The organism is Chryseobacterium sp. HMWF035 (assembly GCF_003094695.1).
Taxonomy (GTDB): Bacteria; Bacteroidota; Bacteroidia; order Flavobacteriales; family Weeksellaceae; genus Chryseobacterium; species Chryseobacterium gambrini.
In genome coordinates this window covers 1-25,221 of the sequence record NZ_QEHP01000082.1, presented here as the reverse complement: position 1 = coordinate 25,221, position 25,221 = coordinate 1, and the positions used below count along the sequence as shown (strand labels likewise).

General features: G+C 36.3%; 25 protein-coding genes and 4 tRNA genes. 26 read left to right on the top strand and 3 right to left on the bottom strand.

What is annotated here, in order from left to right; all coding sequences use genetic code 11:
• Nucleotides 1–370: 370 nt before the first annotated feature.
• The 25 genes from DD829_RS12890 to DD829_RS12770 all read left to right on the top strand — a co-directional run bounded on the left by DD829_RS12890 (nt 371) and on the right by DD829_RS12770 (nt 21,803).
• The gene (locus DD829_RS12890) at nt 371–1,207 is read left to right on the top strand and encodes an energy transducer TonB (protein ID WP_108410189.1); all 837 of its coding nucleotides are present in this window, start codon (nt 371–373) and stop codon (nt 1,205–1,207) included.
• Nucleotides 1,208–1,372: 165 nt separating this feature from the next.
• Nucleotides 1,373–2,146, top strand: a complete 774-nt coding sequence (locus DD829_RS12885; protein WP_076392187.1) for a ParA family protein — start codon at nt 1,373–1,375, stop codon at nt 2,144–2,146.
• A gap of 35 nt (nt 2,147–2,181) precedes the next feature.
• Nucleotides 2,182–3,072: a ParB/RepB/Spo0J family partition protein gene (locus DD829_RS12880; protein WP_087712454.1), complete on the top strand. Its 891-nt coding sequence runs from the start codon at nt 2,182–2,184 to the stop codon at nt 3,070–3,072.
• The gene (locus DD829_RS12875; protein WP_076392191.1) at nt 3,073–3,714 is read left to right on the top strand and encodes a DUF5683 domain-containing protein; all 642 of its coding nucleotides are present in this window, start codon (nt 3,073–3,075) and stop codon (nt 3,712–3,714) included.
• A gap of 165 nt (nt 3,715–3,879) precedes the next feature.
• The gene (gene dapB / locus DD829_RS12870) at nt 3,880–4,581 is read left to right on the top strand and encodes a 4-hydroxy-tetrahydrodipicolinate reductase (protein ID WP_108410188.1); all 702 of its coding nucleotides are present in this window, start codon (nt 3,880–3,882) and stop codon (nt 4,579–4,581) included.
• Nucleotides 4,582–4,704: 123 nt separating this feature from the next.
• Complete coding sequence (gene lepB / locus DD829_RS12865) at nt 4,705–6,369, top strand: signal peptidase I (RefSeq protein WP_108410187.1); 1,665 nt, start codon at nt 4,705–4,707, stop codon at nt 6,367–6,369.
• Between the two features lie 112 nt (nt 6,370–6,481).
• Entirely contained in the window at nt 6,482–7,102 is a 621-nt protein-coding gene (locus DD829_RS12860) for a WbqC family protein (protein WP_410493818.1), read from the top strand.
• Between the two features lie 4 nt (nt 7,103–7,106).
• Nucleotides 7,107–8,783, top strand: a complete 1,677-nt coding sequence (locus DD829_RS12855) for a S8 family serine peptidase (RefSeq protein WP_116547810.1) — start codon at nt 7,107–7,109, stop codon at nt 8,781–8,783.
• A gap of 125 nt (nt 8,784–8,908) precedes the next feature.
• Nucleotides 8,909–9,403 (top strand): lipocalin family protein, encoded by a 495-nt coding sequence (locus DD829_RS12850; RefSeq protein ID WP_076392201.1) that lies wholly within the window; start codon nt 8,909–8,911, stop codon nt 9,401–9,403.
• Between the two features lie 23 nt (nt 9,404–9,426).
• Nucleotides 9,427–10,116 carry an OmpA family protein gene (locus DD829_RS12845; RefSeq protein WP_076392203.1) on the top strand — a complete coding sequence of 230 codons (690 nt, stop codon included), beginning with the start codon at nt 9,427–9,429 and terminating at the stop codon, nt 10,114–10,116.
• A gap of 107 nt (nt 10,117–10,223) precedes the next feature.
• Nucleotides 10,224–11,111: a decaprenyl-phosphate phosphoribosyltransferase gene (locus DD829_RS12840; RefSeq protein WP_108411654.1), complete on the top strand. Its 888-nt coding sequence runs from the start codon at nt 10,224–10,226 to the stop codon at nt 11,109–11,111.
• Entirely contained in the window at nt 11,108–12,424 is a 1,317-nt protein-coding gene (locus DD829_RS12835; RefSeq protein WP_108411653.1) for an FAD-binding oxidoreductase, read from the top strand. Before DD829_RS12840 ends, DD829_RS12835 begins: the two co-directional genes overlap by 4 nt.
• 5 nt (nt 12,425–12,429) lie before the next feature.
• Entirely contained in the window at nt 12,430–13,155 is a 726-nt protein-coding gene (locus DD829_RS12830; RefSeq protein ID WP_116547809.1) for an SDR family NAD(P)-dependent oxidoreductase, read from the top strand.
• A 71-nt stretch (nt 13,156–13,226) separates the two neighbouring features.
• A complete protein-coding gene (locus DD829_RS12825) occupies nt 13,227–13,814 on the top strand; it encodes an HAD family hydrolase (protein WP_076392211.1) in 588 nt (195 codons plus the stop codon).
• A 117-nt stretch (nt 13,815–13,931) separates the two neighbouring features.
• A complete protein-coding gene (locus DD829_RS12820; RefSeq protein ID WP_108411390.1) occupies nt 13,932–15,107 on the top strand; it encodes a cysteine desulfurase family protein in 1,176 nt (391 codons plus the stop codon).
• Nucleotides 15,108–15,192: 85 nt separating this feature from the next.
• On the top strand, nt 15,193–15,510 hold the full coding sequence (gene trxA / locus DD829_RS12815; protein WP_108411389.1) for a thioredoxin: 318 nt from the start codon (nt 15,193–15,195) through the stop codon (nt 15,508–15,510).
• A 134-nt stretch (nt 15,511–15,644) separates the two neighbouring features.
• A tRNA-Asp gene (locus DD829_RS12810) sits at nt 15,645–15,718 on the top strand.
• A 35-nt stretch (nt 15,719–15,753) separates the two neighbouring features.
• Nucleotides 15,754–15,827 (top strand) — tRNA-Asp (locus DD829_RS12805).
• Nucleotides 15,828–15,862: 35 nt separating this feature from the next.
• Nucleotides 15,863–15,936 (top strand) — tRNA-Asp (locus tag DD829_RS12800).
• A gap of 35 nt (nt 15,937–15,971) precedes the next feature.
• Nucleotides 15,972–16,045 (top strand) — tRNA-Asp (locus tag DD829_RS12795).
• A gap of 135 nt (nt 16,046–16,180) precedes the next feature.
• Nucleotides 16,181–16,567, top strand: coding sequence for a hypothetical protein (locus DD829_RS12790; RefSeq protein WP_116547808.1), 387 nt, complete (start codon nt 16,181–16,183; stop codon nt 16,565–16,567).
• Between the two features lie 401 nt (nt 16,568–16,968).
• A complete protein-coding gene (locus DD829_RS12785; protein WP_108409759.1) occupies nt 16,969–17,592 on the top strand; it encodes a hypothetical protein in 624 nt (207 codons plus the stop codon).
• 19 nt (nt 17,593–17,611) lie between these two features.
• Nucleotides 17,612–18,295 carry a hypothetical protein gene (locus tag DD829_RS12780; protein ID WP_108409760.1) on the top strand — a complete coding sequence of 228 codons (684 nt, stop codon included), beginning with the start codon at nt 17,612–17,614 and terminating at the stop codon, nt 18,293–18,295.
• A 51-nt stretch (nt 18,296–18,346) separates the two neighbouring features.
• Nucleotides 18,347–20,566 carry a beta strand repeat-containing protein gene (locus DD829_RS12775; protein WP_116547807.1) on the top strand — a complete coding sequence of 740 codons (2,220 nt, stop codon included), beginning with the start codon at nt 18,347–18,349 and terminating at the stop codon, nt 20,564–20,566.
• Nucleotides 20,567–20,780: 214 nt separating this feature from the next.
• Nucleotides 20,781–21,803 (top strand): L,D-transpeptidase, encoded by a 1,023-nt coding sequence (locus DD829_RS12770; RefSeq protein WP_165796615.1) that lies wholly within the window; start codon nt 20,781–20,783, stop codon nt 21,801–21,803.
• On the opposite strand, the gene DD829_RS12765 is transcribed toward DD829_RS12770, so the two are convergent.
• The 3 genes from DD829_RS12765 to DD829_RS12755 all read right to left on the bottom strand — a co-directional run bounded on the left by DD829_RS12765 (nt 21,800) and on the right by DD829_RS12755 (nt 24,405).
• The gene (locus DD829_RS12765) at nt 21,800–22,324 is read right to left on the bottom strand and encodes a hypothetical protein (RefSeq protein ID WP_108409763.1); all 525 of its coding nucleotides are present in this window, start codon (nt 22,322–22,324) and stop codon (nt 21,800–21,802) included. The two genes, DD829_RS12770 and DD829_RS12765, sit on opposite strands and share 4 nt — an antisense overlap.
• A gap of 1 nt (nt 22,325) precedes the next feature.
• Nucleotides 22,326–23,612, bottom strand: a complete 1,287-nt coding sequence (locus DD829_RS12760) for a PDZ domain-containing protein (RefSeq protein ID WP_228408192.1) — start codon at nt 23,610–23,612, stop codon at nt 22,326–22,328.
• 154 nt (nt 23,613–23,766) lie between these two features.
• The gene (locus DD829_RS12755) at nt 23,767–24,405 is read right to left on the bottom strand and encodes an alpha/beta hydrolase (RefSeq protein WP_108409765.1); all 639 of its coding nucleotides are present in this window, start codon (nt 24,403–24,405) and stop codon (nt 23,767–23,769) included.
• A gap of 245 nt (nt 24,406–24,650) precedes the next feature.
• Here DD829_RS12755 and DD829_RS12750 point away from each other — a divergent pair, with 245 nt between their 5' ends.
• The gene (locus tag DD829_RS12750; RefSeq protein ID WP_076392232.1) at nt 24,651–25,103 is read left to right on the top strand and encodes a hypothetical protein; all 453 of its coding nucleotides are present in this window, start codon (nt 24,651–24,653) and stop codon (nt 25,101–25,103) included.
• Nucleotides 25,104–25,221 lie beyond the last annotated feature (118 nt).

Genomic DNA, 25,221 nt, shown 5'->3' with positions numbered 1-25,221 from the left:
ACCAAAACAGAAATACAATTAATTGGAAATCAAATAGTTAAATTAAAAAAAACATTATTCAAAATAATAAAAAAAATCTTCCGACCATGACTAGCGGCTTTGCCGCCGCCGAAACCTCAAAAAGAGGTCACACATGCCGCTCAATCTGGGCTAAAATACAGGTCTGCAATTTTAACTTTCTCCGTAAAATATTTAAACTCAGGAATTTATTATTTACAACATAGTTAAATTTCTTACTTGGCATGAAAATTTTAAAAACGTTGTCATTTTAACAAATATTTGGCAAAAAATTTGATATTGAATCAATGCTTATTGGTAAGATCATAAAAACTAATAATCAAATTTTTTTAACAGTTTAAATATTTTAGTGATGAAACACACAAATCAAAATCAGGAATTTCGTTTTAACGAAGTTCTTTTCGAACACCGTAACAAAGAATACGGAGCTTATGTATTAAGAAGAGAATCAGACAGAATCTTAACAAAAGCATTTTTTATAGGAGTCAGTGTATTGGCTGCTGTTTCTTTAACTCCGCTTGCGATTAATGCATTTAAAAGTGATGTAGTAATTACCGATGACGGAGGAGTTGAAATTAATCTTAAAGATCCAGTTATTCCGGATGATGTTGTAGTGACACCTCCACCAATTGTTCTTCCACAAAAAGTAGATCCTGCGGTTAGAACCTACGATAGTTCCGTTCCTACACCGTCAAGACAAGCTCCAGATACTAATACGGAGAAGATTCCGGATGATGCAGTTGCAGGTTTAAGTGATAATTTTAAAGCGCCCCCTGCGCCGCAAAATACTTATGTTCCCGTAGCTCCTACAATCAATACAGGACCGATTTCAGTAACTCCATCTCCAAGAGTAGAGCCTAAAGTTGAAAATCCTGAAGGTATTCCATTAAAGGTTGATGAAGAAGCCGCTTTTCCTGGTGGGATAGATTCTTTCAGAAATAAAGTAATGAATAACTTTGATAATTCAGGACTTGATCAGGATGAAATCATGAAAACTGTAGTTACATTTATTGTAGAAAGAGATGGGTCAATTTCAGGAATTAAAGCAGACGGTAAAAATGTTGATTTCAATAATGAAGCTTTAAGAACCATTAAAAATATTAAAGGGAAATGGATTCCTGCTAAAATTAAAGGTCAACCTGTAAGAAGTTATTTCAAATTTCCGATCACGATGAAATTTGATCAATAAGACATAAAAAACAAATCTTGAACAGTTATCCACAAAGAATTTTTTTTGTGGATAATTTTTTTTATTGCTAAATTGCTTATTAACAATATTTTAACTCAAATTTCGTTTTATCCGCTTATGGAGAGCAGGGAAAAATGTGTATTTTTGAAACTTAAAGTTCTAACAATGGCAAAAATCATAGGTATCGCTAATCAGAAAGGAGGAGTTGGAAAAACAACAACAGCTGTTAATTTAGCCGCAGCATTAGGGGTATTAGAGAAAAAAATATTAATCATCGATGCAGATCCTCAGGCGAATGCAACTTCAGGTTTGGGCGTGGAAGACGTAAGATATTCTACATACAATCTTTTGGAGCACAGCGTGGAGACTTCAAAATGCATCAAACAGACGGCAACTCCGAATCTGGATATTGTACCTTCTCATATCGACTTGGTGGCAGCGGAAATTGAGCTTGTCGACAAAGAAGAGCGTGAGTATATGCTTAAAAAAGCTTTACAGAGCGTAAGAGACGATTATGATTATATTATTATCGATTGTGCGCCGAGTTTAGGTCTTATTACCGTAAATGCACTTACAGCAGCAGATTCTGTAATTATCCCGATTCAGTGTGAGTATTTTGCATTGGAAGGTCTTGGAAAATTACTGAATACCATTAAAAACGTTCAGAAAATCCACAATAAAGATCTTGATATCGAAGGTTTGCTTCTTACGATGTACGACAGCCGTTTGAGACTATCCAATCAGGTCGTGGAAGAAGTAAACTCTCATTTCCCTGAAATGGTATTCGAAACCATCATCAGCAGAAACGTACGATTAAGCGAAGCGCCAAGCTTCGGAGAAAGTATCCTGAATTACGATGCAGAAAGTAAAGGAGCAATACAGTACATTCAGTTGGCGGAAGAAGTTTTATTGAAAAACGAGAAATTAGTAAAGAATTAAAAGCAGCTAGCTAAGCTAAACGCTAAAAACAAAATATGAAGGATAAAAAAAGAGCGATGGGGCGTGGTTTGGGCGCAATTCTTAGTGCCGAATCCAAAGCAACGATCAATTCTGCCACCGATGAGGGAGCAGATAAGTTTGTAGGGAATATCGTAGAAATTGCATTAGAAGATATTTATCCCAATGCGTCTCAGCCAAGAACTTATTTTGACGAAAAAGCATTGAACGAACTCGCACAGTCAATTAAAAATTTAGGCGTTATTCAGCCGATTACTTTAAGAAAAGACGGCGAAAAGTTTGAAATCATTTCCGGGGAAAGACGTTACCGTGCAAGTAAAATTGCAGGTTTGGAGTCTATTCCGGCATACATCCGTCTGGTTAATGATCAGGAATTGCTTGAAATGGCACTTGTTGAAAACATTCAGAGAGAAGATCTTGATGCGATAGAAATTGCATTAACGTATCAGAGATTGATGGAAGAAATCGGTCTTACTCAGGAAAATCTCAGCCACAGAGTTGGGAAAGACAGAAGTACCATTACAAATTCCATCAGATTACTGAGGTTACATCCGGATATTCAGAATGCGATCCGAAGCGGAGAAATTTCTGCAGGACACGGAAGAGCCATCATCAGCCTTGAAAGCGAAGAACATCAGCAGATTTTGTTTGATCTCATCATTAAAGAAAAACTGAACGTTCGTCAGGCTGAACAGGCAGCTACAGCCATTAAAAACCCGAAATCTCCGGCAGCAAAAAAAGCAAAAGCCGAGCTTTCCAATAATTATAAAAGAGCGCAGAAAACGATTGCAGATATTTTAGATGTAAAAGTTGAAATCAAAGCCTCTCCAAACGGTAAAAAAGGTAAAATTGTTCTGGACTTCAAAAATGAAGATGAGCTGGAATATATTTTATCCCATATTAAATAAATGAAGAAAATACTTTTCACATTTTTTCTGTGTCTGTTTGCAGTTGCGTATTCACAGGTAAATCCTAACGATACCATTCGGGTAGACTACCGTCCGAAAGACAGTGTTGCCGTAGAAAAAAACAACACCAAAACAGAAGCGAAGGTTGTTGCAGATCTGGAAAAAGCAAACGGACCTACCAAAAAAACACTGAAACTGAATCCTACAAAAGCAGGATTGTATTCTGCTGTGCTTCCGGGATTGGGACAGGTGTATAATAAAAAATACTGGAAGGTTCCTATTGTTTTAGGAGCAGTAGGAGCGGGAGTAGGAATTGCAGTATGGAATGACAACCAGTACAGAAAATACCGAGAATATTACATCGCCAAACTCAACGGAACACCGAATGAATTTGTCGATACCCATCCATGGCTCGACAAGGTGGCTCTCGGAAATGCACAGGACAGATCCAAGAGACAGAGAGATTACGCCATTGCAATTACAGGATTAATTTACATTCTGAACATCGTAGATGCGGTAGTAGATGCACATTTATACGAAGCAAGGCACGATCCGGATCTTACGCTGAATCCGGCAATGATTCAGGATCAGTATGGAATTGCACCTCCTAAAACCGGCTTAAGTTTAAGTTACAGATTTTAAAATAATTAATATTAATTCTGTTAAACTAATTTATTGCTGACTTGGTTAAGTGAAATCGAAGATTCGACGAAGCCAAACGCCTTTGCGAATGAAAAATATGCAGGAGAATTTTAAAGAAATCTTTGCGGGCGTTGTGTTAGATTATAAAATTAAATAAAGAAGTACATGAAAATAGCATTAGTTGGATACGGTAAAATGGGCAAAATCATTGATGAAATTGCCACTAAAAGAGGACATGAAATCGTTGCACGGTTAAAAGAAACTCCAACTGCTGAAAATCTCAATAATCCCGATGTTGTAATTGAATTTTCGTTACCCGAAGTTGCTTACGAAAACATCAAAGCCTGTCTGGAAAACAAAATTCCTGTGATCTGCGGAACAACGGGCTGGCTTGAAAAAAAATCCGAAATTGAAAAATTGGCTGTAGAAAAAGAAACCGCTTTTTTATATGGTTCAAATTTTAGTCTCGGCGTTAATTTATTCTTTGCCTTAAACGAAAAACTGGCAGATTTAATGAAAAATGTGGACGAATATTCTTGTCAGTTGGAAGAAATTCATCACATTCACAAATTGGATGCTCCAAGCGGAACGGCAATTTCCATCGCCGAAGGAATTTTTAAAAACAATCCGAAATTCGATTCCTGGAAACTGGAAGAAACGCAGGGAAATCAACTGGGCATTTTTGCCATCCGTGAAGATGAGGTTCCGGGAACACACAGTGTTTTTTACAGAAGCGAAGTGGATGAAATCGAAATCAAACATACCGCATTTAACAGAAGTGGTTTTGCTTTGGGTGCAGTGGTTGCGGCAGAATGGATTAAAGATAAAAAAGGAAATTTCACGATGAAGGACGTTTTGGGACTTTAATATTGTAACAAAATTCTTACATTGCAAACTAATAAGAGTGAATGGTGAAGTGTTAATAGTGAACTTGTGATCATTTATCAGACATCATTCATCAATTATATTATAGATTAGGCACAAAAATTTATGAATTATTTTTTAACGTACGCAGTTTATGTTCTCATTTTATCTGTATTGATGGGAATTTCCACATGGAAACTGTTCAAAAAATTAGGATATAGTCCGCTTTTCGCGTTTATTCCTTTTTACAACTATTTCATTATTTTAAAAGAAACAAAACATCCGAAATGGTGGGCAATTTTATCGTATCTGCCAATCGTGGGACCTATTATGATGTCTGTTTTTCATTTGTATTTAATGAAAAAATTCGGGAAAACGCTCTTTAAGGATCAGCTTCTTACCGTACTTCTTCCGTTTATCTATATGGCAACGGTAAATTATGGAAAAGATGTTGAATTGGAAGACGAAAATGCAATATTCCTTACCGACGAAGAAAAAAACGCAAAAAAGAAAGATTCATTTGTGGGATCTGTGACGTTTGCCGTAGTTTTCGCAACAATAATTCACGTTTTTGTAACGCAGCCTTTCGGAATTCCGACGGGATCTATGGAAAGAACTTTATTGGTAGGTGATTTCCTTTTCGTTAACAAATGGAGCTACGGGTATAGACTTCCGATGCGTCCCCTTGCAATTCCTTTCCTTCAGGGAACCATCATGGATACAGGAGAAAAAGGAAACCCGAAAGATGATCCTAAATCTTATGTAGATGCTGTAAAATTACCTTATGAAAGAATTTTTCAGTTCAATAAGCCTCAGAAAAAGGATATCGTTGTTTTCAATTATCCACAGGATTCCGTGCATACTGCCATCGACAGAAAAGATCCTTACGTAAAAAGATGTGTAGCCGTTGCGGGAGATACTTTCGAAATGAGAGCCGGAAGACTTTTCGTTAACGGAAAAGCTGAAACATTTTTAGGAGATCAGGAAGTTCAGCACGCATATACGGTAAACACGGGAACCCAGTTAGACATTCCCGGGCTTTATAATACTTACGGATTCTTGCCTGTAAGAGAAATTCAGAATGAAAAAAGCGGTGGCTTTGTATATATGTTTCAGGGACTTACTGATAAAACGGCTAAAGAGATTAAAGCTTTGCCCAACGTTATCAGTATGGAAGAAAATATCTACCCTAAAGATTCTGCTACGATTTCTTATAAATTAAATGCTGATAAAACAGCATACACCAAAAGTATTGATACCACCCAGTCTATTTTCCCAATCAATAAACCATGGAATCAGGATTGGTATGGACCTTTAAAGATTCCTAAAAAAGGAGATGTCGTTACCATCAATCAGGAAACTTTACCGGAATACCAGTGGATTATTTCACAATATGAACATAATAAGCTGGAGAATAAAAACGGTAAAATTTTCATCAATGGAAAAGAAACCAATCAGTATACCATTCAGCAGGATTATTATATGATGGTCGGAGATAACAGAGACGCTTCTTTGGATGCAAGATTCTTTGGTTTCGTTCCGGAAGAAAATATCGTTGGAAAACCAATGTTTACATGGATGAGTGTTGAAGGGGCTTTCAAAGATTCAAGTTCTTCTTATCAGGCAAACGGTTGGAGAATCCGTTGGGACAGAATGTTTAAAGCAACAAACACAGGGGAGGCAAACAAAACTTCGTACTGGTGGATTGCAGCGATGATTCTTATTCTGTTCTTCGGTTGGGAATACTTCGTGAAATTATTCAGAAAGAAGAAGACGGAAGACGATTTGTAATTCACTTTGTCAAAGTTTAAATCTTTGACAAAGTTTCAAAATCAATTATTCAATTGAAAAAATAAATTATAAATAGAATGAAGTATTTGAAAAAATACTTCATTTTTGCATTATGAATATGAAGAATGTATTATTACAGGCGTTTTATTTACCGCCAATTTCTTGGTTTTCAGTTTTTTTAGATCCTGAAAATGAAATTATATTTGAACAGTTTGAAAGTTTTCCCAAACAAACCTACAGAAACAGAGCTAATATTTTTGGGGCAAACGGAAAATTATCATTAATCATTCCTATTGCTCATAACGGATGCAGAGAATTTAAGGATATTGAAATTTCTCACCGTGAAGACTGGAGAAATCTGCATTGGAAATCTATTAAAACCGCTTATCAAAGCTCTCCGTATTTTGAATTTTATGAAGATAAATTCAGAAAAATTTATGATCTGAAAGAAAAATATCTGTTGGATTTTAATCTGAAAACACTGGAAATCATTCAGCAGATCCTTAAAACAGAAAAGGCACATTCTTTGAATGAAGAATATATCAAATTTCCGGAAGAAATTAATTTCAGAGATCAATTTTCGGCAAAACTTCCTTCAGAATACGAAATGGACGAGTATTATCAGACGTTCTCTGATAAACGCGGTTTCCTGAAAGATTTATCAGTTTTGGACTTAATTTGTAACAAAGGACCGGAATCTTTGACTTATATTAAAAATATTAAATATTCATAGTAAAATGAAAAAGGTATTATTAGCAGCTGTTTTTTTAGTGGGATTCGGTTTCTCCAACGCACAGGAAGTGAAAGCGGGGGCAGATCCGATGCAGGATAAAGATCTTATGACATGGTATCATAAAGATTTTGCTACAACGAAAGTTTATGGTGTAAATACAGAAAATGCCTATAAGTTTTTAGAATCTAAAGGTCTTAAACCTAAAACAGTTTTGGTGGGAGTTTTGGACAGCGGAGTTCAGGTAGATCATCCCGGATTGGTAAAAAACATCTGGACAAATCCAAATGAAGTGCCGAACAACGGAAAAGATGATGACGGAAACGGATATGTCGACGATATTCACGGATGGAATTTCATCGGTGGAAAAAACGGAGATATTGATATCGATAACATGGAGGTAACCAGAGTTGTTGCTAAATATAAGTCTGTTTTTGAAGGAGACGATTCTACAAAAAACAAAGCAAATCAAGCTAAAATGCCTGAAGAATTTGCTATGTATATGAAAGCCAAAGATCTTTTCACCAAGAAAAGTGTGGAGGCAAAACAGGGTTTCAAAACCTATTCCATGATTAATGAGGCAATTCCCGTAATGGTAAAACTACTGAACGGAAAACCTCTTACTCCTGAAAATGTTGCCGCTATAAAACCGGCAGATCAGAGAGAAGCAATGGCTGTACAGGTTTTAACACAGGTTGCTCAAAGTCCTGAATTTAAAGGAAAATCGGCTGCTGAATTTGAAAAAGCAATGACAGGTCAGATCAAAGAAGCTTTAGATTATTTTGGGCCTCAGGAAAAGCAGTATGATCTTAACTATGATCCGAGAAAAGAAATTGTAGGAGATAATTATGACGATTACTCTGAAAAAAACTACGGAAATAATCATTACGAAGGTCCGGATGCAGAGCACGGAACACACGTTGCAGGAATCATCGCAGGTCTTCCGAACGGAAAAGAAATACAGTATGGAGTGGCTTCAAAAGTGGCAAAAATTATGTCTGTAAGAACCGTTCCGAATGGTGATGAAAGAGATAAGGACGTTGCCAATGCAATCAGATACGCAGTAGATAACGGAGCGAAAGTTTTAAACATGAGCTTCGGAAAGCCGGTTTCTCCAGGTAAAAGTGTTGTTTGGGATGCATTTAAATATGCTCAGGACAAAGGAGTTCTTCTGGTAAAAGCTGCAGGAAATGAAAACGAAGATGTGGCAGAGCATTTGGCTTATCCTACCAATTTTAAAAATGTAACCGATGAAAAACCATTTGTAAACAATGTATTGGTTGTAGGAGCAAGTACCAATAAAAATGATGCATTAAGAGCGAGTTTCTCCAACTTCAATAAAAAAATGGTAAACGTTTTTGCTCCGGGTGAAGAAATTTATTCTACCGTTCCTCATAATGAATACAAATATTTACAGGGAACTTCCATGGCTTCTCCGGTTGTAGCAGGAGCTGCAGCGGTTTTATTAGCCTATATGCCTAATTTAACTCCGGCGCAGATCATAGAATCTTTAGTAAAATCCAGCAACGCAAGTACCGCAAACCAATTTGGGGATTTCTCTGAAGCAGGAGGCGTAATAGATCTTAAAAAAGCAGCGGAATATGCATATACAAATTTTTACAACGGAAAAGCAGGCTCTTCAAAGAAGGCTGAAAAATCCGTAAAAAAGACTGTTAAAAAATAGTATATCTTCCTGTATTTAAGAAAGAAACATACAAAGTCCGAAATTTTCGGACTTTTTTTATTGGTAATATTTAATTTTGGCACGGTTTTTTGTAACTTTATTGTAACAAAATAATAAACAACAAAATGAAAAAGTTACTACTTGCAGGGATGTTGGGAACAGCGCTTTTTGCAGTGTCTTGTTCCGCGGTGAATAACGCTAAAACAGCCCAAACCCAAAGATCAGAATTTTTGAAAATGAAGGGAGACTGGCAGATCGTCAGTGTAAATTATGATAAAAATTTTAAAGTAAAACCATTCGATGATGGGGTAGATGCACAGTGTTTCGTAGGAAGCCACTGGAGACTGATTCCTAATAACTGGACCGGAGCATATACATTAAACGGAGGTGGAACCTGCGGAGCAGGATTTACACAGCCTATTAAAATTGATGTAGTAAGCGGAAACACTTTCAATTTCAAAAAAATTGCTGACGGAACAAAAGCGAAGCAAAATACAGCAGGATATACTTTAACGCTGATTAACCAGAATACAGACCAATTCTCATTGGAACAGAATATTCCTTTCGACGGAGAAAATGTAAGAGTTGTTTACAATTTCGAAAGAACAGGAATGAAATAATTTAATATTAAAAATATAAAAAGATGAAATTTACAAAAACATATATCGGAGCGTTATTTTTATCATCAGCATTATTGCTTACAAGTTGTGAGGCTGTACAAAACTCTAACCATCAGCAGAGAGGAACAGCAGTAGGTGTTGCTTCCGGAGCTGTACTTGGTGGTATTTTGGGAAATAACGTAGGAAAAGGTAAAAATGCAGCTTTAGGAGCTGTTTTAGGAGGTATTATCGGTGGTGTTGCCGGTAATGTTATCGGTTCTAAAATGGACAAGCAGGCAAGAGAAATTAAAGAAACTTTACCGGGAGCTCAGGTAGAAAGAGTAGGAGACGGTATCAAAATTACGTTGAATGAAAGCATCGTTAACTTCGATTTCGATTCTTCAGCTTTAACAAGTACTGCAAAAACAAACTTAGATAAACTGGCTCAGGTTTTAACGAACAATCCGGATACTAATATTAATATCTACGGACATACAGACAGCAAAGGTTCAGATTCTTACAACATGAGTCTTTCCGAAAGAAGAGCAAACTCTGTAAAAGCGTATTTAGCAGGTAAAGGAATTGCTTCAAACAGATTATTTGCTTTAGGTGAAGGAGAAAGTATGCCGGTTGCAACAAACGATACAGAAGAAGGTAGAGCTAAAAATAGAAGAGTAGAATTCGCCATTACTGCCAATGAAAAAATGATTAACGACGCACAGAACGGTCAATAATTATTTAACATATAAATATTTTCGTGAATAACCGCAATAGCGGTTATTTTTGTATTTTTATGGTGATATTTTTTTAAATTACTATTTTTGCATTTGAAACAACATAAATGAAGAAATATTTAAAGCTGCTCCGTGTTGAGCAATGGGTGAAGAACCTGTTTGTTTTTGTTCCTCTTTTTTTCTCGGGTAATATAAAAAACCTCGATTTACTCGCAAAAAGCATCTTTGCTTTTATCATTTTTTCTTTGGCAGCAAGTGTCGTTTATATTTTAAACGATTACAACGATATTGAAGCAGATAAGAAACATCCCGAAAAAAGAAGAAGACCTTTGGCGAGCGGAGCCATCTCAAAATCTCAGGCGGTAGGAATTTTTACAGGACTTATTATTCTGGACATCGCACTGGTTTTCTTTGCCCAAATGTATTTTCAGGAAAGTTTGTGGAAATTTGCAACCATTGTAGGATTTTATTTTGTGATGAATCTTGCTTATACTTTTAAACTGAAACACGTTCCGATTATTGATATTTCCATCATTGCGGTAGGATTTGTATTAAGAGTTTTATCCGGAGGTTACATTACGGGAATAAGCATTTCACAATGGGCTATTTTACTTACTTTTGTGCTTGCACTGGTTTTAGCCATAGGAAAGAGACGTGGAGAACTCATCAATGCGCAGGTTTCCGGAAAAACGCGAAGAGCTTTAGACGGCTACAATGTACAGTTTGCAGATATTGCACTCTCCATTTCCGTTACCCTCGCTATTATCTGTTATCTGATGTTTACCCTGTCTCCAGAAGTTCAGGCAAGATTTCATTCAAGAGTATTTTATACCGTAATTTTTGTTGTTTTTGCCTTCTTAAGATATTTACAGCAGACTTTGGTATACAACAGAACCGAATCTCCCACGAAAATTGTTTACAGAGACAGATACATTCAGATCACCTTAGTGTTGTGGGTTGCTGCATTTTTAATTCAAATCTACTTTAAAAAATGAAGCCGAATTTTGTACAAAAAGTAACCAACTGGGGCAATTTTCCCATAGTGGAAAAAGAAATGAGGTCTGATGACAGCTTCAGAAAAATAAAAGAATTTGTTCTGAATCATAATGAAGTGATTGCAAGAGGGAACGGAAGATGTTATGGAGATTCTTCATTAGGCGAACATATATTTTCAACCAAAAAATTAAATAAATTCATCAGTTTCGACCGTCTGAACGGAATTATCGAATGCGAATCGGGAGTTCTTCTTTCCGATGTGCTGGAAATTGCCGTTCCGCAGGGATATTTTTTATATGTAACGCCGGGAACGAAGTTTGTTTCTGTAGGAGGCGCCATTGCTTCCGATGTTCATGGTAAAAATCATCATGCTGAAGGATGTTTTTCCGAATATGTGATTGAATTTAAACTGATGATCGAAAACGGTGACATCATCAACTGTTCAAGAGAAGAAAATTCAGATAAATTCTGGGCGACTATTGGCGGAATGGGATTAACCGGAATCATTTTAACGGCGAAATTCAAGCTTAAAAATATTGAATCGGCATACATCCGTCAGGAAAGCATTAAAGCAGAAAATCTGGATGAAATCTTTAACTTGTTTGAAGAAAGCGAAAGCTGGACGTACACCGTTGCATGGATCGATTGTCTTCAGAAAGGAAAAAATATCGGAAGAAGTATCCTGATGAGAGGAGAACACGCTTTTCAGCATGAACTGCCTCAGAAATTTAAAGAAAAACCTTTACGTTTAAAGAAGAAATTTGAACCTACCGTTCCGTTTTATTTTCCCGGATTTGTCCTAAATGCTTTAACGGTAAAGATTTTCAATTATCTCTATTATAAAAAACAGTCCAAAAAGGAAGTTAAAAATTTTATTGATTATGAAACCTTCTTTTATCCTCTGGATTTTGTTCACGATTGGAACAAGATTTACGGAAAATCAGGTTTTATCCAGTATCAGATGATGATTCCCAAAGAATCCGGAAAAGAAGGAATGAAAAAAATTCTGGAAACCATTGCCAACAGCGGAAACGGTTCTTTTTTAGCTGTTTTAAAGCTGTACGGAAAAGAAAATCCGGAAGCTTACAATTCATTCCCGTTTGAAGGATATTCTCTGGCATTGGACTTCAAAGTCAATTCTAAACTGAAAAAACTGATTGATCAACTTGATGATATTGTAGAGCAGTACAACGGTAAAATTTATCTTACCAAAGACAGCATGAGCAGATCTTCGCTTACCAACTATCTGAAAAATGTACAGAGCTCAAAATTTGTGTCTCTGCAGCATAAAAGAATTTTAAATAATATTTAGCAGACATGATCGTTTTAGGAAGTACATCGGAAGTAGCACAGGCTTTTGTAGAAAAAGCATTGCAGGAAGGAGAGAAATTTGAAAAAATCTATCTTTTTACCTCCAGTAAAGAAACGACCGAGAGATTTGCAAGGCATATTGATGTGAAATTTCTTCAGCAGTCCGAAGTAATAGAGCTCGATCTCATGAAAGGGATAGATTACAATCAGTTTGACTATATCAATTCAAATTTGCTGTTCTGTGCAACAGGATATTTAGGAGAGGGAACAGAAGAAGGATTGTATGATAACAAAAATACACAACGGATTATTGATGTCAATTATGCTAAACTGGTTCCTGTGATGAATTATTTTGCGCAGAAATTTGAAAGCAGAAGATCCGGAACAATCATCGGTCTTTCTTCTGTTGCCGGAGATCGCGGAAGACAGAGTAATTTTATTTACGGAAGTGCAAAAGCGGCTTTCACAGCTTATTTAAGCGGTTTAAGAAACTATCTTTTCGATAAAAAAGTTCATGTAATGACGGTAAAGCCCGGCTTTATGGCAACAAAAATGACTGAAGGTCTGCCTTTGAATCCAAAACTTACGGCAACCCCGAAAGAGGCAGCAGAATCTATTTTCAAAGCTTATAAAAAACAGAAAAACGTAGCCTATGTTTTGCCGGTCTGGGGAATTATCATGATGATTATCCGAAATATTCCTGAATTTATTTTTAAAAAATTAAAGCTTTAAAATTATTTTATTTAAAATATACTTTCGATCTTTACGTTACAAGATAAATATTCTAAAATTGACTTAAAGCGATGAAAAAACTGTACTGCTTCGATTTCGACGGAACGCTTACTTACAAAGATACCATGTTTATGTATCTGAAATTCTATGATCCTACAAGATTTCGTCTGCAGTTTTTGAAGCATGTTCCGCTTTTTGTTCTTTTAAAACTGAAACTTGCCGATACGGAAAAAGTGAAAAAAAGCTTTATCGGTTCCATTCTGAAAGGGCAGACTCAGGAAAAAATAGAAAAAAAATCCAGACAGTTTTTTGAGCATTATTATCCTAAAATCGTAAGGGAAAATGCCTTGGATTTTATTCAAAATATGGATCGTAATAATACGCAGAGTCTATTGGTTACCGCATCATTAGACATCTGGACAAAACCATTTGCCGAAGCTTTTAAAATGCAGCTTATTTCCACTAAAGCCGAGTTCAGAAACGGAGTTTTTACAGGAAACTTTGTGGGAAAAAACTGCAACGGAAACGAAAAACTGGTAAGAATTCAGCAGGAAATCAGCAATCATAAATACGATAAAATTATCGCTTTTGGAGATACTTCCGGAGATAAGCCGATGTTGAAGTGGGCGAATGAAGGACATTACCAATTTTTTCACTAATTTTGGGCGGTAAAATATACAGATAAAGCAGAGCCTTTTAAAACAATAAACTCTACTGATTTTGTAGGTTTTACAGATTGTACATATTCCACAGAAACTAATATTTTCAAAGTAAAAATGAATAAAGTATACCTTGATAACGCTGCAACAACTCCACTTTCGGAAGAAGTTATCGATGCAATGGTTGATACCATGAAAATGAATTTCGGAAATCCATCCTCTACACACAGTTTTGGGCAGGAAGCGAAAATTCTTATCGAAAACGTAAGAAGGCAGGTTGCAGACTATCTTCATGTAACGCCCGCTGAAATTATTTTCACCTCTTGCGGTACAGAATCGAACAATATGATCATCAAATCTGCTGTCGAGCATCTTGGAATAGAAAGAATCATCAGCTCACCCCTTGAGCACAAATGTGTTTCTGAGAGTATTCTGGATATGAAGAGCAGAAAAGGAGTAGAGGTAAACTACATCCGCCCGAATGAAAAGGGTGATATTGATCTTCATAAACTGGAAGAACTTTTAAAGGCTTCCGACAAGAAAACGCTGGTAAGTTTAATGCATGCCAACAACGAAATCGGAAATCTTATCGATATTAAAAAAGTAGCGGAACTCTGCAAGGCAAATAATGCACTTTTCCATTCAGATACCGTACAGACAATGGCTCATATGAATCTGGATTTTTCCGATATTCAGGTAGATTTTGCTTCTTGCAGTGCCCATAAATTTCACGGACCTAAAGGCGTTGGATTTGCGTTCATCAGAAAATCAAGCGGTTTGAAGGGGATTATTACTGGAGGACCACAGGAAAGAAGCTTAAGAGCGGGAACAGAAAATGTTGCAGGAATTGTAGGATTAGGAAAAGCTCTGGAAATCTCTCTTAAAAACCTTGAAGCGTATACCCATCATATGCAGGAAATTAAAAGCTACGCCGTAGAAAGGCTTACAGCGGAAATTCCAGGCATAAAATTCAACGGAAGAAGTTCTGAGAAGGAAAACAGTCTTTACACCGTTTTAAGCGCTTTATTACCGTATAAAAACCCTCTTATCGGGCTTCAGTTAGATATGAAAGGAATCGCAATCTCTCAGGGAAGTGCGTGTTCTTCGGGAGCCTCAAAACCTTCTATGGTGATGATGATGGTTTTATCTGAAGACGAAATGGATCATTGCACGCCGCTTCGTATTTCTTTCAGCCATTTAACCACTAAAGAAGATATTGATGCACTGGCAACAGCTTTGAAAGAAATTTCTAAAGATTTCGCTATAGAAAATACAAATGTTGAGCATAGATAGTCTTATTACTCAAAAAGCGTAATTTTGATTATCCAATTAAGGAAATTATAAAAGAATAATATTAATTTAAATAAAAGAAACAAAAATGGCTTTAGAAATTACAGATAGCTCATTTCAGGAAACGGTTTTAAAATCAGATAAGCCGGTATTAGTAGACTTTTGGGCAGTATGGTGCGGACCTTGCAGAACGTTGGGACCAATCATCGAAGAAGTAGCAAACGATTTCGAAGGAAAAGCAATAGTTGGGAAAGTAGACGTAGATAACAACCAGGATATTTCTATGCAATACGGGATCAGAAACATTCCTACAGTTCTTATTTTTAAGAACGGAGAAGTGGTTGATAAATTAGTGGGTGTTGCTCCAAAAGAGGTGATCGCTGAGAAATTGAGCGCACACTTGTAAAAATAATAAATTTGATAATGAACGCCTTCCGTTTTCGGGAGGCATTTTTTTTGAAATAAATTTGCAGGTAACGAAAAAAGTTGTACTTTTGCCATCACAAAAAAGAAACGAAGTTCTTTAAGAAACAAAAACATGATCCGGTAGTTCAGCTGGTTAGAATGCCGCCCTGTCACGGCGGAGGTCGCGGGTTCGAGTCCCGTCCGGATCGCAAAAGTTTTTCAATTTACTTTTAAAACAAAATTTGATCCGGTAGTTCAGCTGGTTAGAATGCCGCCCTGTCACGGCGGAGGTCGCGGGTTCGAGTCCCGTCCGGATCGCAGAAGTTTTCTCAATTTACTTTTAAAACAAAATTGATCCGGTAGTTCAGCTGGTTAGAATGCCGCCCTGTCACGGCGGAGGTCGCGGGTTCGAGTCCCGTCCGGATCGCAGAAGTTTTCTCAATTTACTTTTAAAACAAAATTGATCCGGTAGTTCAGTTGGTTAGAATGCCGCCCTGTCACGGCGGAGGTCGCGGGTTCGAGTCCCGTCCGGATCGCAAAAAGTCTTCTAAATTTTAGGAGACTTTTTTATTTTATTTCAATTATATTTTTCTAAAGTCAAATAATTAATTATTTTCTTAAAAACTTTATGTCAGTTTTAAAAAGCTAAAAGACAAAAACTAAATAAATGTATGACCACACTCAATTTCGATTGGAGCAATAAAGTAGCACTAAAAGAAAACCTTTTAAAATGGTCTTATGATGAAAGTTTAATACTTTTGGAAGATGATGAAGATGTTCTTTTTTTTGATAACGAATGGATGGGAATAATTTTTCCGTACATGTTTGACGAAAAATGCATTAAGAGAAATTATATCATTCTTATTCTTAAAAACTATATCAGAGATAGTTTTTTACGGAGAAGATCATTATCTGAATTAGAAACTATTCAGGAATTGTTTGTTGATGAAATGCAAAAGTATTGTTCAGTGAAAAATGATCATCTCATGCAGGATTGTGTAGATTACTTTGTATTCTGTAAAAACAAATTAGAGAAAGGGTATCACCTCAATAGATAGTTTACTAAATGTAGATTTCTTATTTTTTTAATTAAACTTCCTTTCAAGAATTCATAAATCTCAATAAAGACTTACTAAAATGAACGGTGGGTAATTTTAATTTTCCGTAACGTTTTTTAATTTTTCTTTTCATTTATGATAGAATTTAGCTAATTGAATTATTTATTAAAAATTAGTTAAATTTTGCAATTATTTTTCTTTTATTTCAAATAAATATGTATATTCGTTAAATAATCACAAAGTTAGATGAAGATTATTCAATTAATCACACAAAATTGAATAATGTCATTAAAATTATTTCGAAAACCTAATGTAGTTGCGCTTCCGCAATCTATTCCAAATACATTTTAGTGAACATTTAACTTGTTAGATTATAATAATAAGTATAAAACCTTAAAGCTATGAGGTTAATTTTTATTGTATGCGCAATTTTAAGTTCTCCATTATTTCTATCTCAGGTAGGGATAAACACACCCAGTCCTGATCCTTCGGCAGCTCTGGATATTGTTGCTAAAGCATCAGATAAAGGTTTACTTATTCCTCGTGTTCCTCTTCAAAACATTACAGATACTTCTACAGTACCTAATCCTGCTGTAAGTCTTCTTGTTTATAATACAACTACAAATACAGGAATTACTAAGGGGTATTATTATTGGGACGGAAGCAAATGGCTTAGATTTAATGACAGTTCGAAAATTTTTTACGGAAACTCAGATCCAACGATTCCCACTACAAATTCTATAGGAGACATATTTATTAACAATTCCACCGGAACTCTTTTTGTGTATAATGGCAGCAATTGGATTTCACAAATGTCAGGAACAGAAATCCTTTCTGTAAAAATTATTGCTGCAAACGGTCAGACAGAATTCCCAACCCCATGGAGCGTCAGTACTTCTAATACAAAAGTCTACAGAAACGGGGTAAACATAGATTTTCAGGTTCTTTCTTCTTTTAATATAAAACTGGAAAGCGGAGTATCCTGCTATGCCAACGATGAAATAAAAATTTACAAATTCTTATAAAACTTTAAAATTACTTATCATGAAAAGGTATTTACAAACTTCAGCAATCTTAGTATTTCTTTTTTCAGCTTTTGGAGCTGTAAAAGCACAACAAACCACAGGTGATGTAATCCAAAACTCTGCCAATGGAGCAGCACAGGCTCTTAACGGAACAATAAGAGTGATTGACAACAAAGGAACAATAAAGTATCTGCAGGCTAAAAACGGGATCACAACACTCACGAATACTACAAATAATGTAACAACAACAACGTGGCAGTTGGGAGGAACCCTTACTGATGATACCAGTATAGATCTTAACGGGAAAAAATTTGGTCTTGCCAATGTACTTCAGAATACGAATACCAATCAGGCAGGATCTAATGTTCCGGCAACTTCTGCAACGCTGGGAACTTCAGGATATACAATTCTTGTAAGGGATGAAGCTACGGGAAATGTCTTAAAAATGCTTTCAACAGATCTTGTACAAAGCGGGCATGAAAAATTTACTTCAACTGCGGGTCAGACTTCTTACAGTTTAACAGGATCACCCGCACTTCCTACCTATTCTCAGGTTTGGGTATATAGAAACGGGGCAAAACTAATTGCCAATGAAGATTATACTGTTTCCGGATCTGGCATAACATTGGTTCCAAACGGAACTGCTCCGAATGATTGGTCTGTATTGGCAGGCGACATTATTGAGGTTCAGTATCTGAAGTAAAATTGCTTCCCAAAACCAATAATTCATTTTTATATTATTGATAAACACGAGATGGACAAATTATTCAATTTTATTTTTTTCGTTTTATCTGTTTCATTCTATTCACAAGTCAGGGTTATTGATAATAAAGGTAACCTTAAACAGGTTGATGAATCGAAATGGACTTTATCCGGCAGTAATATTTATAATAAAAACTCCGGAAATGTAGGAATTGGTATATCCAGTCCCTCAGAAAAGCTTGAAGTAAATGGAATTGTAAAATCAGCGGGAGCTGCTTATACCAACTCGGGGCTTTTCAATAAAATTTTATATGCAAATGCTTCCGGTAATGTAAGTCCACTGTCTTTAGGATCCGGACTTACATTCTCCGGTGGTATTCTTAATACGGTGAATAGCGGAACAGTTACAAGTGTAGGATTAAGTATGCCTGCTGCTTTCAGTGTTTCCAATTCTCCGATTACCAATTCGGGAACGATTATCGTTTCCGGCTCGGGAACAATTGCTCAATATATAAGAGGAAACGGAACTTTAGGGAATTTCTCTTTATCCGGTTTAAGCGATGTATCTCTTTCGGCTCTTACAACAGGACAGATTTTGCAGTATAACGGTACTTCATGGATAAATATATCACCCAATTCAACGCTTACAAGAGGTAATATAACGACAGCCACTACAGGATTATCTGTAACCGGAGGGACTAATGCCGTTTTGGGAAGTGGAACAGCGGTGGATTACAATTTAACAACAGGTATTGGAAGCCTTTCTGCAGGAATTCAAGGAGTTTCAGGAGGAACAGGAAATACAAACACCTATATTGGTGCAGACGGACAGAAACACTTGCTTCCTTCGGCATATTCTTTACCAATTGCAAGCTCTACAACTCTTGGAGGAGTAAAGATTGGCTCAGGAATAAATGTTGCTCCAGACGGAACCATATCGGCAGCGAATTCAGGAACGGTTACAAGTGTAGGATTAAGTATGCCTGCTGCATTCAGTGTTTCCAATTCGCCGATTACCAATTCGGGAACGATCACAGTTTCCGGCTCGGGAACAATTGCTCAATATATAAGAGGAAACGGAACTTTAGGGAATTTCTCTTTATCCGGTTTAAGCGATGTATCTCTTTCAGCACTTACAACAGGACAGATTTTGCAGTATAACGGTACTTCATGGATAAATATATCACCCAATTCAACGCTTACAAGAGGTAATTTAACGACAACCACTACAGGATTATCTGTAACCGGAGGGACTAATGCCGTTTTGGGAAGTGGAACAGCGGTGGATTACAATTTAACAACAGGTATTGGAAGCCTTTCTGCAGGAAATCAGGGAGTTTCAGGAGGAACAGGAAATGCAAACACATACATTGGCGCAGACGGACAGAAACACTTGCTTCCTTCGGCATATTCTTTACCAATTGCAAGTTCCACAACTCTTGGAGGGGTAAAGATCGGTTCAGGAATAAATGTTGCTCCAGACGGAACGATTTCCACTTCCAATACGGGAACTGTAACCAATATTGCTACAGGAACAGGACTTACAGGAGGACCCATAACATCTACAGGAACTATATCTTTAAGCAATACGGCAGTCACTGCCGGAGCTTATGGAACTGCGTCTACAACTATTCCTACCTTCACAGTTAATGCACAGGGACAATTAACAGCAGCCGGAACTTATCCAACATCCGGAATATCCATTGCAGGCGATGTTACCGGAACTTTAGCAGCCTCCACGGTCGCGAAAATTCAGGGAAGAAATGTTGCCAATACAGCTCCGACTAACGGACAGACATTGATTTACAATACCACTACCAGTCAATGGGAACCCGGTAATTATACCTTTCCTCAGTTGCTTGTAGATGCTTCAAGAACAACAACGTATACTCCTGCTGTTGCCTATGCTGTTATTCCCTACAATACGACAGCAGTAAATGTAGGAACTTCCTATAATACAACCTCTGGAAATTTTACGGCTCCTGCAGCAGGAACCTACCAGATTATTGTCAACAACAGTTTCAGCGCAAATACCGCTGCCAATCACTCTATAACAACCCGAATTATTGTAAATGGCACAACAGATACAGAATCATCCTGTTCGGCATCTCCATACGCAGGAAGCGGAGTTAATATCACAAGCTCTCCCTCAACAGTGGTGAGCTTAACAGCCGGACAAACTGTTAATATACAAATCGGCGGGGAAGTGGGTACTGTTACTGCTTTAACGGGTACCGGTCAGCACAGATTAAAAATCATCAGGTTAAATTAATTCGGATAATTAACCTCGTATACCTTACATTTCAGTCAATTTCATACGATATTTAACATAACTACATTTAATAATTCTCGATTCAATAGATTAACTGTTCACCGTATTTTTACGGTAAATTGATTCCGCATTTTTTTTATCCGATTTTAGGTCTGATATTTGTACTGAGTAGAAAAAAAATTATTGCCCATTTTTATTTATGAAAAACAGACTTGTGAAAAAATCATTTCTTTATGCATTCTTTATCAGTTTAATGGTGGTTTCCTGTAAAAAAGAAATTGAAAAAATCAGCGACAAAATCAGTGACACCACTTCATCAATAAGCGAACCAGATCCCGAAAAAGATTCCATAGTTGTAAAAAAAGATTCTGTAATAGAAAAAGAATCTTTACCTCCGGCAATGCAGGAAGATGGTTTTTACAATGCTTTTATTTTCCCTAAAGACAAAAAAATGAAAGATTCTTTATTCGGAATCTTCAACAAAAAATATACAGAGAAAGAACGTTATGCTATTTTAGCTTTAAACAGACTGGATTCTAAAAATAAATGGAATGCCGATACTTTGGTGGTTCCTGCAAAAATTGATACTACATTGATGGAGTATTCTCCTTTCCCGATGCAGCTTGATGTGTTGAGTCCGGTGAAGAAATTTGTTATCTTTTCTTATCCTATTCAGGCGTACGGAGTGTATTCAAACGGAACTCTTGTGAAGTGGGGTCCTACAAGTATGGGAAAGAAAACGGCGAAAACAAAAACGGGTCTTACCTTTGCCAATTGGAAAAAACAACTGGCGATCTCAACGGTAAGCAGCGAGTGGAAATTGCCTTATAATTTCAATATTTTTAATCTCGACGGAATCGGATGGCATCAGTATGATCTTCCGGGTTATCCTGCATCGCATTCATGTTTAAGATTATTGATGAAAGATGCAAAATGGCTTTACGGTTATGCAGATACTTGGGTGCTGAATCCCGGAGGAGCGACTACAAAAGCAAAAGGAACTCCAGTAATGGTTTACGGAGATTACGGTTGGGGAAAAAGAAAACCTTGGAGAAAACTTCTGAGCGATCCGAATGCCAACAGCGTTTCTGTAGATGAAATGACCAAAATGATCGAGCCAAACATCGAAAGAATACTGAAAGAACAGGACAACAGAGAAAAAATAGTAGATTCTATAAGAGCGGCAAAAGCTGTATTGGAACAAATGCCGCAGACAACCAAAACCGTTGCTCCTTAATCCAATTTTTCAAATTGAAGCGTAGATTCTTCGGCAAATCTTCTGAGTTTCAGCATTTCGTCTTTGCCTTTGTACTGCCCGAAACGTGCAGCAGCATAGGTGAGTGCAATACAAAATACCATCACGAAAGATGCGGTAAGCGCCCAGGGAAACTCCTGACTTTTGATTTGTTTTTCCACGTAATACATGGAAATAAGAACCATCCAGAGAATCGAAAACGCAAAATATAAAAACATAAAGAACGTCCAAACTGCGGAACTGGGTCCGAAAACACCTCGTATCGCAGTTTTTTCGTCTTCAATTTCAATTCTTAAAGACAATCTCGGCTTCCAGTAGGTTTCGTAATCTGTTTCTACACAGATCGTAGCCACTTCTTTATTGATGTTGCCGGAAAATTCATCTTTATGTTCTTTAAGATATTTTTTCAGATTTTCTGCATATTCTTCTTTGGTTAAATGAGTAAACATCTTAAATCGTGGTCTGGTTCTTATTTTGTCCAGCGTAGTTTCTTCGGTTTTCATATCATTCTTGTTCTTGGTAAGGTATCGGATCTTCGAGGGTGAAGCTTAAAGTCATCTGTTTATTTTTTCTTTGAATCAGCATATTGATAGTTTTTCCTTCATCGGATTTCATCATTTCCATGATTTTATTGAGCGTCATGTCTTCTGTTTTTTTACCATTAATGCTTATTAAACGATCGTCTTTCTGCAGTCCGGCCTTAGCTCCGGGAGAATCTTTACGCACTCCGGCAATGGAAAAAATAGGTTTTAAGACAAAATTATACTGCAGATTATTATTGATCACTTCAATGCCATTGGAAGGACTTTCTTTGCTTTTAGCGGGAAGATTCACCACATCTTTTGTCCATTCCATGCCGTCCTGCATAAAATCCAGACCGCTCATATTGAAATGAAAAGGATCATCGTAATTTCCGTTCTTTTTTAGATACATCTTCTGTTCAGAATAGTCGAATGCAACCGTAAATCGTCTCATGATATCTCCGCCAATTGAACCTTTTCTGTTTTCCACCATATTTACGTGCTGAATGGAGTATTCATCAGGCATTGCCGTTAATGGCTTTTCAAATTTAAAATCTCCGAGATACAGGTTGTGAATTCTGCTTCGTTTACCATACACATCACCGTTGAAGCCACGACCGAGATAATCATCAATATTCGGTCGGTTGTATACAAAATCTTTAATGAGGGCAGGAAAAAGCCACATCGGATCACTATTCCCCAGATCAATCAGTAATTTTGAAGGCTTTCGTTCCCTTGTCATTTCCACATCGGCAATCACATAAGGTTTATTTTTTTCAATACTGATATCGATCTCTTTAAAATTTTTTATTTTTTTCTGAAATAAAGTTTCATCGTTGTAAATGATGATTTTTTTAGACGAATAATCAATTAAAACAGGATGATCTTTGAAAAAATGATAGCCAATGATTCCGTTTACAGGAATTCCTACGTGCGAGGAAATATTAAAATCCTGATCTGTAATGATATAAACCGTCATTGAATAGTTTACAAAATTCTTTCCGATTTTTGCAATATTATTATCGGAACGAAATCCGTCGATACTTGCGCTTCCTCCTAAACCGGCAAATTTTATCTTCTCAATATTCTGGAGATTGATTTCTTTATTTTCAAGACTGAAAATAGAAGTTTCTGCGACTCCGGTATCAAGTAAAAAAGTCAGATTTACTCCATTAATATTTACAGGAATAAAAATTAAATTGGCAATAAGTTTAAAAGGGATGACGGTTTTTTTTGCATCCTGAACTTCAAAAGAATTTTGAGCATTCATAAAAATGCCGAACAGTAAGAACACAAAAAAATACCTCAGTTTCATTTACTGAATTTACTGAATTTATCCTTATCATCAATAAAAAAACATTCCCAAAATGAGAATGTTTGTATTTTGTTTAATAATTTAAAACGAATGTTTACATTTCGATAATCTATTTGGAGAAAAAGTCCATCAGATCCATATAATTTTTCTGATTCACTCCATGACCGCTCATGTATTCCCTGAATGTAAAATAACAACTTAAATCATATAAAAGATCTGCCGCTTTTCTTCCCCATTCCAAAGGAATTACGGCATCGTCTGTTCCGTGAGAAATAAAAAAGCGAAGTCTTTCCAGTTTTTTCTTATCTCTTACAATATCGGTGAGTAATTTTTCTTCCGGGTAACTGCTTAAACACGCCACAAGATCGAACATTTCAGGGTATTTTAAAGCAAGAGCATAACATAAAATTCCTCCCTGACTGAAACCACAAAGGTGAGTTTTGCCTTCGGTAATTCCATAACTGTTTATAATTTTAAGAATACTTTCCGTAACGCTGTTTAATGATTCTGTAGCCTGCGGAACATCAATAAAGTTGTCAGGATTGTTAAAATCGATATCATACCATGAAAAGCCTTCAAACTGGGTGTTTCTCGGTGCTCTGAAGCTTACGATAATCCAGTCTTTAGGAAGAGTTTCTCTGAAGCTGAAAAGATCCTGTTCATTGCTTCCGTAGCCATGAAGCATGAAAAGAATGGTGGTATCGGAATTGATATTTTCGGGTTCTCTTACGATGTAATCTAAATTCATAAGGCAAAGATAATTATTAATGATGTATTTATTCTTTAGCTTCATCAAAATAAGACCATTTAAAACAGATGGACAAACTGTCTTAAAACTAATATTAAACCCGCCCAATATTTAGACAAAAACAGCGTTATAATTATTTATTGAATTGATATTATTTACAAATCATTGTTGGAAATTTTTCATAAAAGTTATTTTTATATTGATAAAAAACCTATATTTGGAACATTAAAAATCTATTTGGAGAAATGAAGCAATTTTACAAATCAAAAAGTTTACTTAGACTTTCTTTTTTATTCGCTGTATTATTTTCAGCAATCTTAGTTGTTAATTCTTGTAAGAAAGATGACGATGATGAATTTACAGATCATATTATTCAGTTTGAAGCTAAAATAAATACAAAAGGTCCAAATCCACCTGCAAATCCACCTGTTACAGGAACTTTTTCAACTGTAGTTACACAGATCGGAACAGGGCAGAGTACTACTTTTAATCCTACAGGAACTACATGGTCCAGCGGAGAGCAGTTTGTAAGCTCAAGTCAGGCTCAGTTGAATTTAGCAGCAAATGCTGTTCTTCCTTATTCGGATTCTGAGCTAATCATCAATATTTATGTAGACGGAGAAGTTGCAAAAACTAAAAAGGTAGTAGGATCGGGTACACAAAGTGCTTCAATTTCTTACAGCTTCTTAGAATTATAAGAAAAAATCATTCAAAATACCAAGACCATCTGAAAAGGTGGTCTTTTTTATTGACATCACCTAAAAAATCGGGGGCGCAAAATTGAAAATTTTGCGCCCCCGATTTATACTATATTAT

Bases quoted from the DNA above. Each gene is read 5' to 3' on its own strand.
- DD829_RS12750 (WP_076392232.1), top strand. From the start codon at position 24,651: ATGAAGCAATTTTACAAATCAAAAAGTTTACTTAGACTTTCTTTTTTA.
- DD829_RS12835 (WP_108411653.1), top strand. From the start codon at position 11,108: ATGAAGCCGAATTTTGTACAAAAAGTAACCAACTGGGGCAATTTTCCC.
- lepB (WP_108410187.1), top strand. From the start codon at position 4,705: ATGAATTATTTTTTAACGTACGCAGTTTATGTTCTCATTTTATCTGTA.
- DD829_RS12785 (WP_108409759.1), top strand. From the start codon at position 16,969: ATGAGGTTAATTTTTATTGTATGCGCAATTTTAAGTTCTCCATTATTT.
- DD829_RS12845 (WP_076392203.1), top strand. From the start codon at position 9,427: ATGAAATTTACAAAAACATATATCGGAGCGTTATTTTTATCATCAGCA.
- DD829_RS12825 (WP_076392211.1), top strand. From the start codon at position 13,227: ATGAAAAAACTGTACTGCTTCGATTTCGACGGAACGCTTACTTACAAA.
- DD829_RS12880 (WP_087712454.1), top strand. From the start codon at position 2,182: ATGAAGGATAAAAAAAGAGCGATGGGGCGTGGTTTGGGCGCAATTCTT.
- DD829_RS12765 (WP_108409763.1), bottom strand. From the start codon at position 22,324: ATGAAAACCGAAGAAACTACGCTGGACAAAATAAGAACCAGACCACGA.
- DD829_RS12755 (WP_108409765.1), bottom strand. From the start codon at position 24,405: ATGAATTTAGATTACATCGTAAGAGAACCCGAAAATATCAATTCCGAT.
- DD829_RS12885 (WP_076392187.1), top strand. From the start codon at position 1,373: ATGGCAAAAATCATAGGTATCGCTAATCAGAAAGGAGGAGTTGGAAAA.
- DD829_RS12875 (WP_076392191.1), top strand. From the start codon at position 3,073: ATGAAGAAAATACTTTTCACATTTTTTCTGTGTCTGTTTGCAGTTGCG.
- DD829_RS12830 (WP_116547809.1), top strand. From the start codon at position 12,430: ATGATCGTTTTAGGAAGTACATCGGAAGTAGCACAGGCTTTTGTAGAA.
- DD829_RS12775 (WP_116547807.1), top strand. From the start codon at position 18,347: ATGGACAAATTATTCAATTTTATTTTTTTCGTTTTATCTGTTTCATTC.
- DD829_RS12780 (WP_108409760.1), top strand. From the start codon at position 17,612: ATGAAAAGGTATTTACAAACTTCAGCAATCTTAGTATTTCTTTTTTCA.
- DD829_RS12860 (WP_410493818.1), top strand. From the start codon at position 6,482: ATGAATATGAAGAATGTATTATTACAGGCGTTTTATTTACCGCCAATT.
- DD829_RS12760 (WP_228408192.1), bottom strand. From the start codon at position 23,612: ATGAATGCTCAAAATTCTTTTGAAGTTCAGGATGCAAAAAAAACCGTC.
- DD829_RS12850 (WP_076392201.1), top strand. From the start codon at position 8,909: ATGAAAAAGTTACTACTTGCAGGGATGTTGGGAACAGCGCTTTTTGCA.
- DD829_RS12790 (WP_116547808.1), top strand. From the start codon at position 16,181: ATGACCACACTCAATTTCGATTGGAGCAATAAAGTAGCACTAAAAGAA.
- dapB (WP_108410188.1), top strand. From the start codon at position 3,880: ATGAAAATAGCATTAGTTGGATACGGTAAAATGGGCAAAATCATTGAT.
- DD829_RS12855 (WP_116547810.1), top strand. From the start codon at position 7,107: ATGAAAAAGGTATTATTAGCAGCTGTTTTTTTAGTGGGATTCGGTTTC.
- DD829_RS12820 (WP_108411390.1), top strand. From the start codon at position 13,932: ATGAATAAAGTATACCTTGATAACGCTGCAACAACTCCACTTTCGGAA.
- trxA (WP_108411389.1), top strand. From the start codon at position 15,193: ATGGCTTTAGAAATTACAGATAGCTCATTTCAGGAAACGGTTTTAAAA.
- DD829_RS12840 (WP_108411654.1), top strand. From the start codon at position 10,224: ATGAAGAAATATTTAAAGCTGCTCCGTGTTGAGCAATGGGTGAAGAAC.
- DD829_RS12890 (WP_108410189.1), top strand. From the start codon at position 371: ATGAAACACACAAATCAAAATCAGGAATTTCGTTTTAACGAAGTTCTT.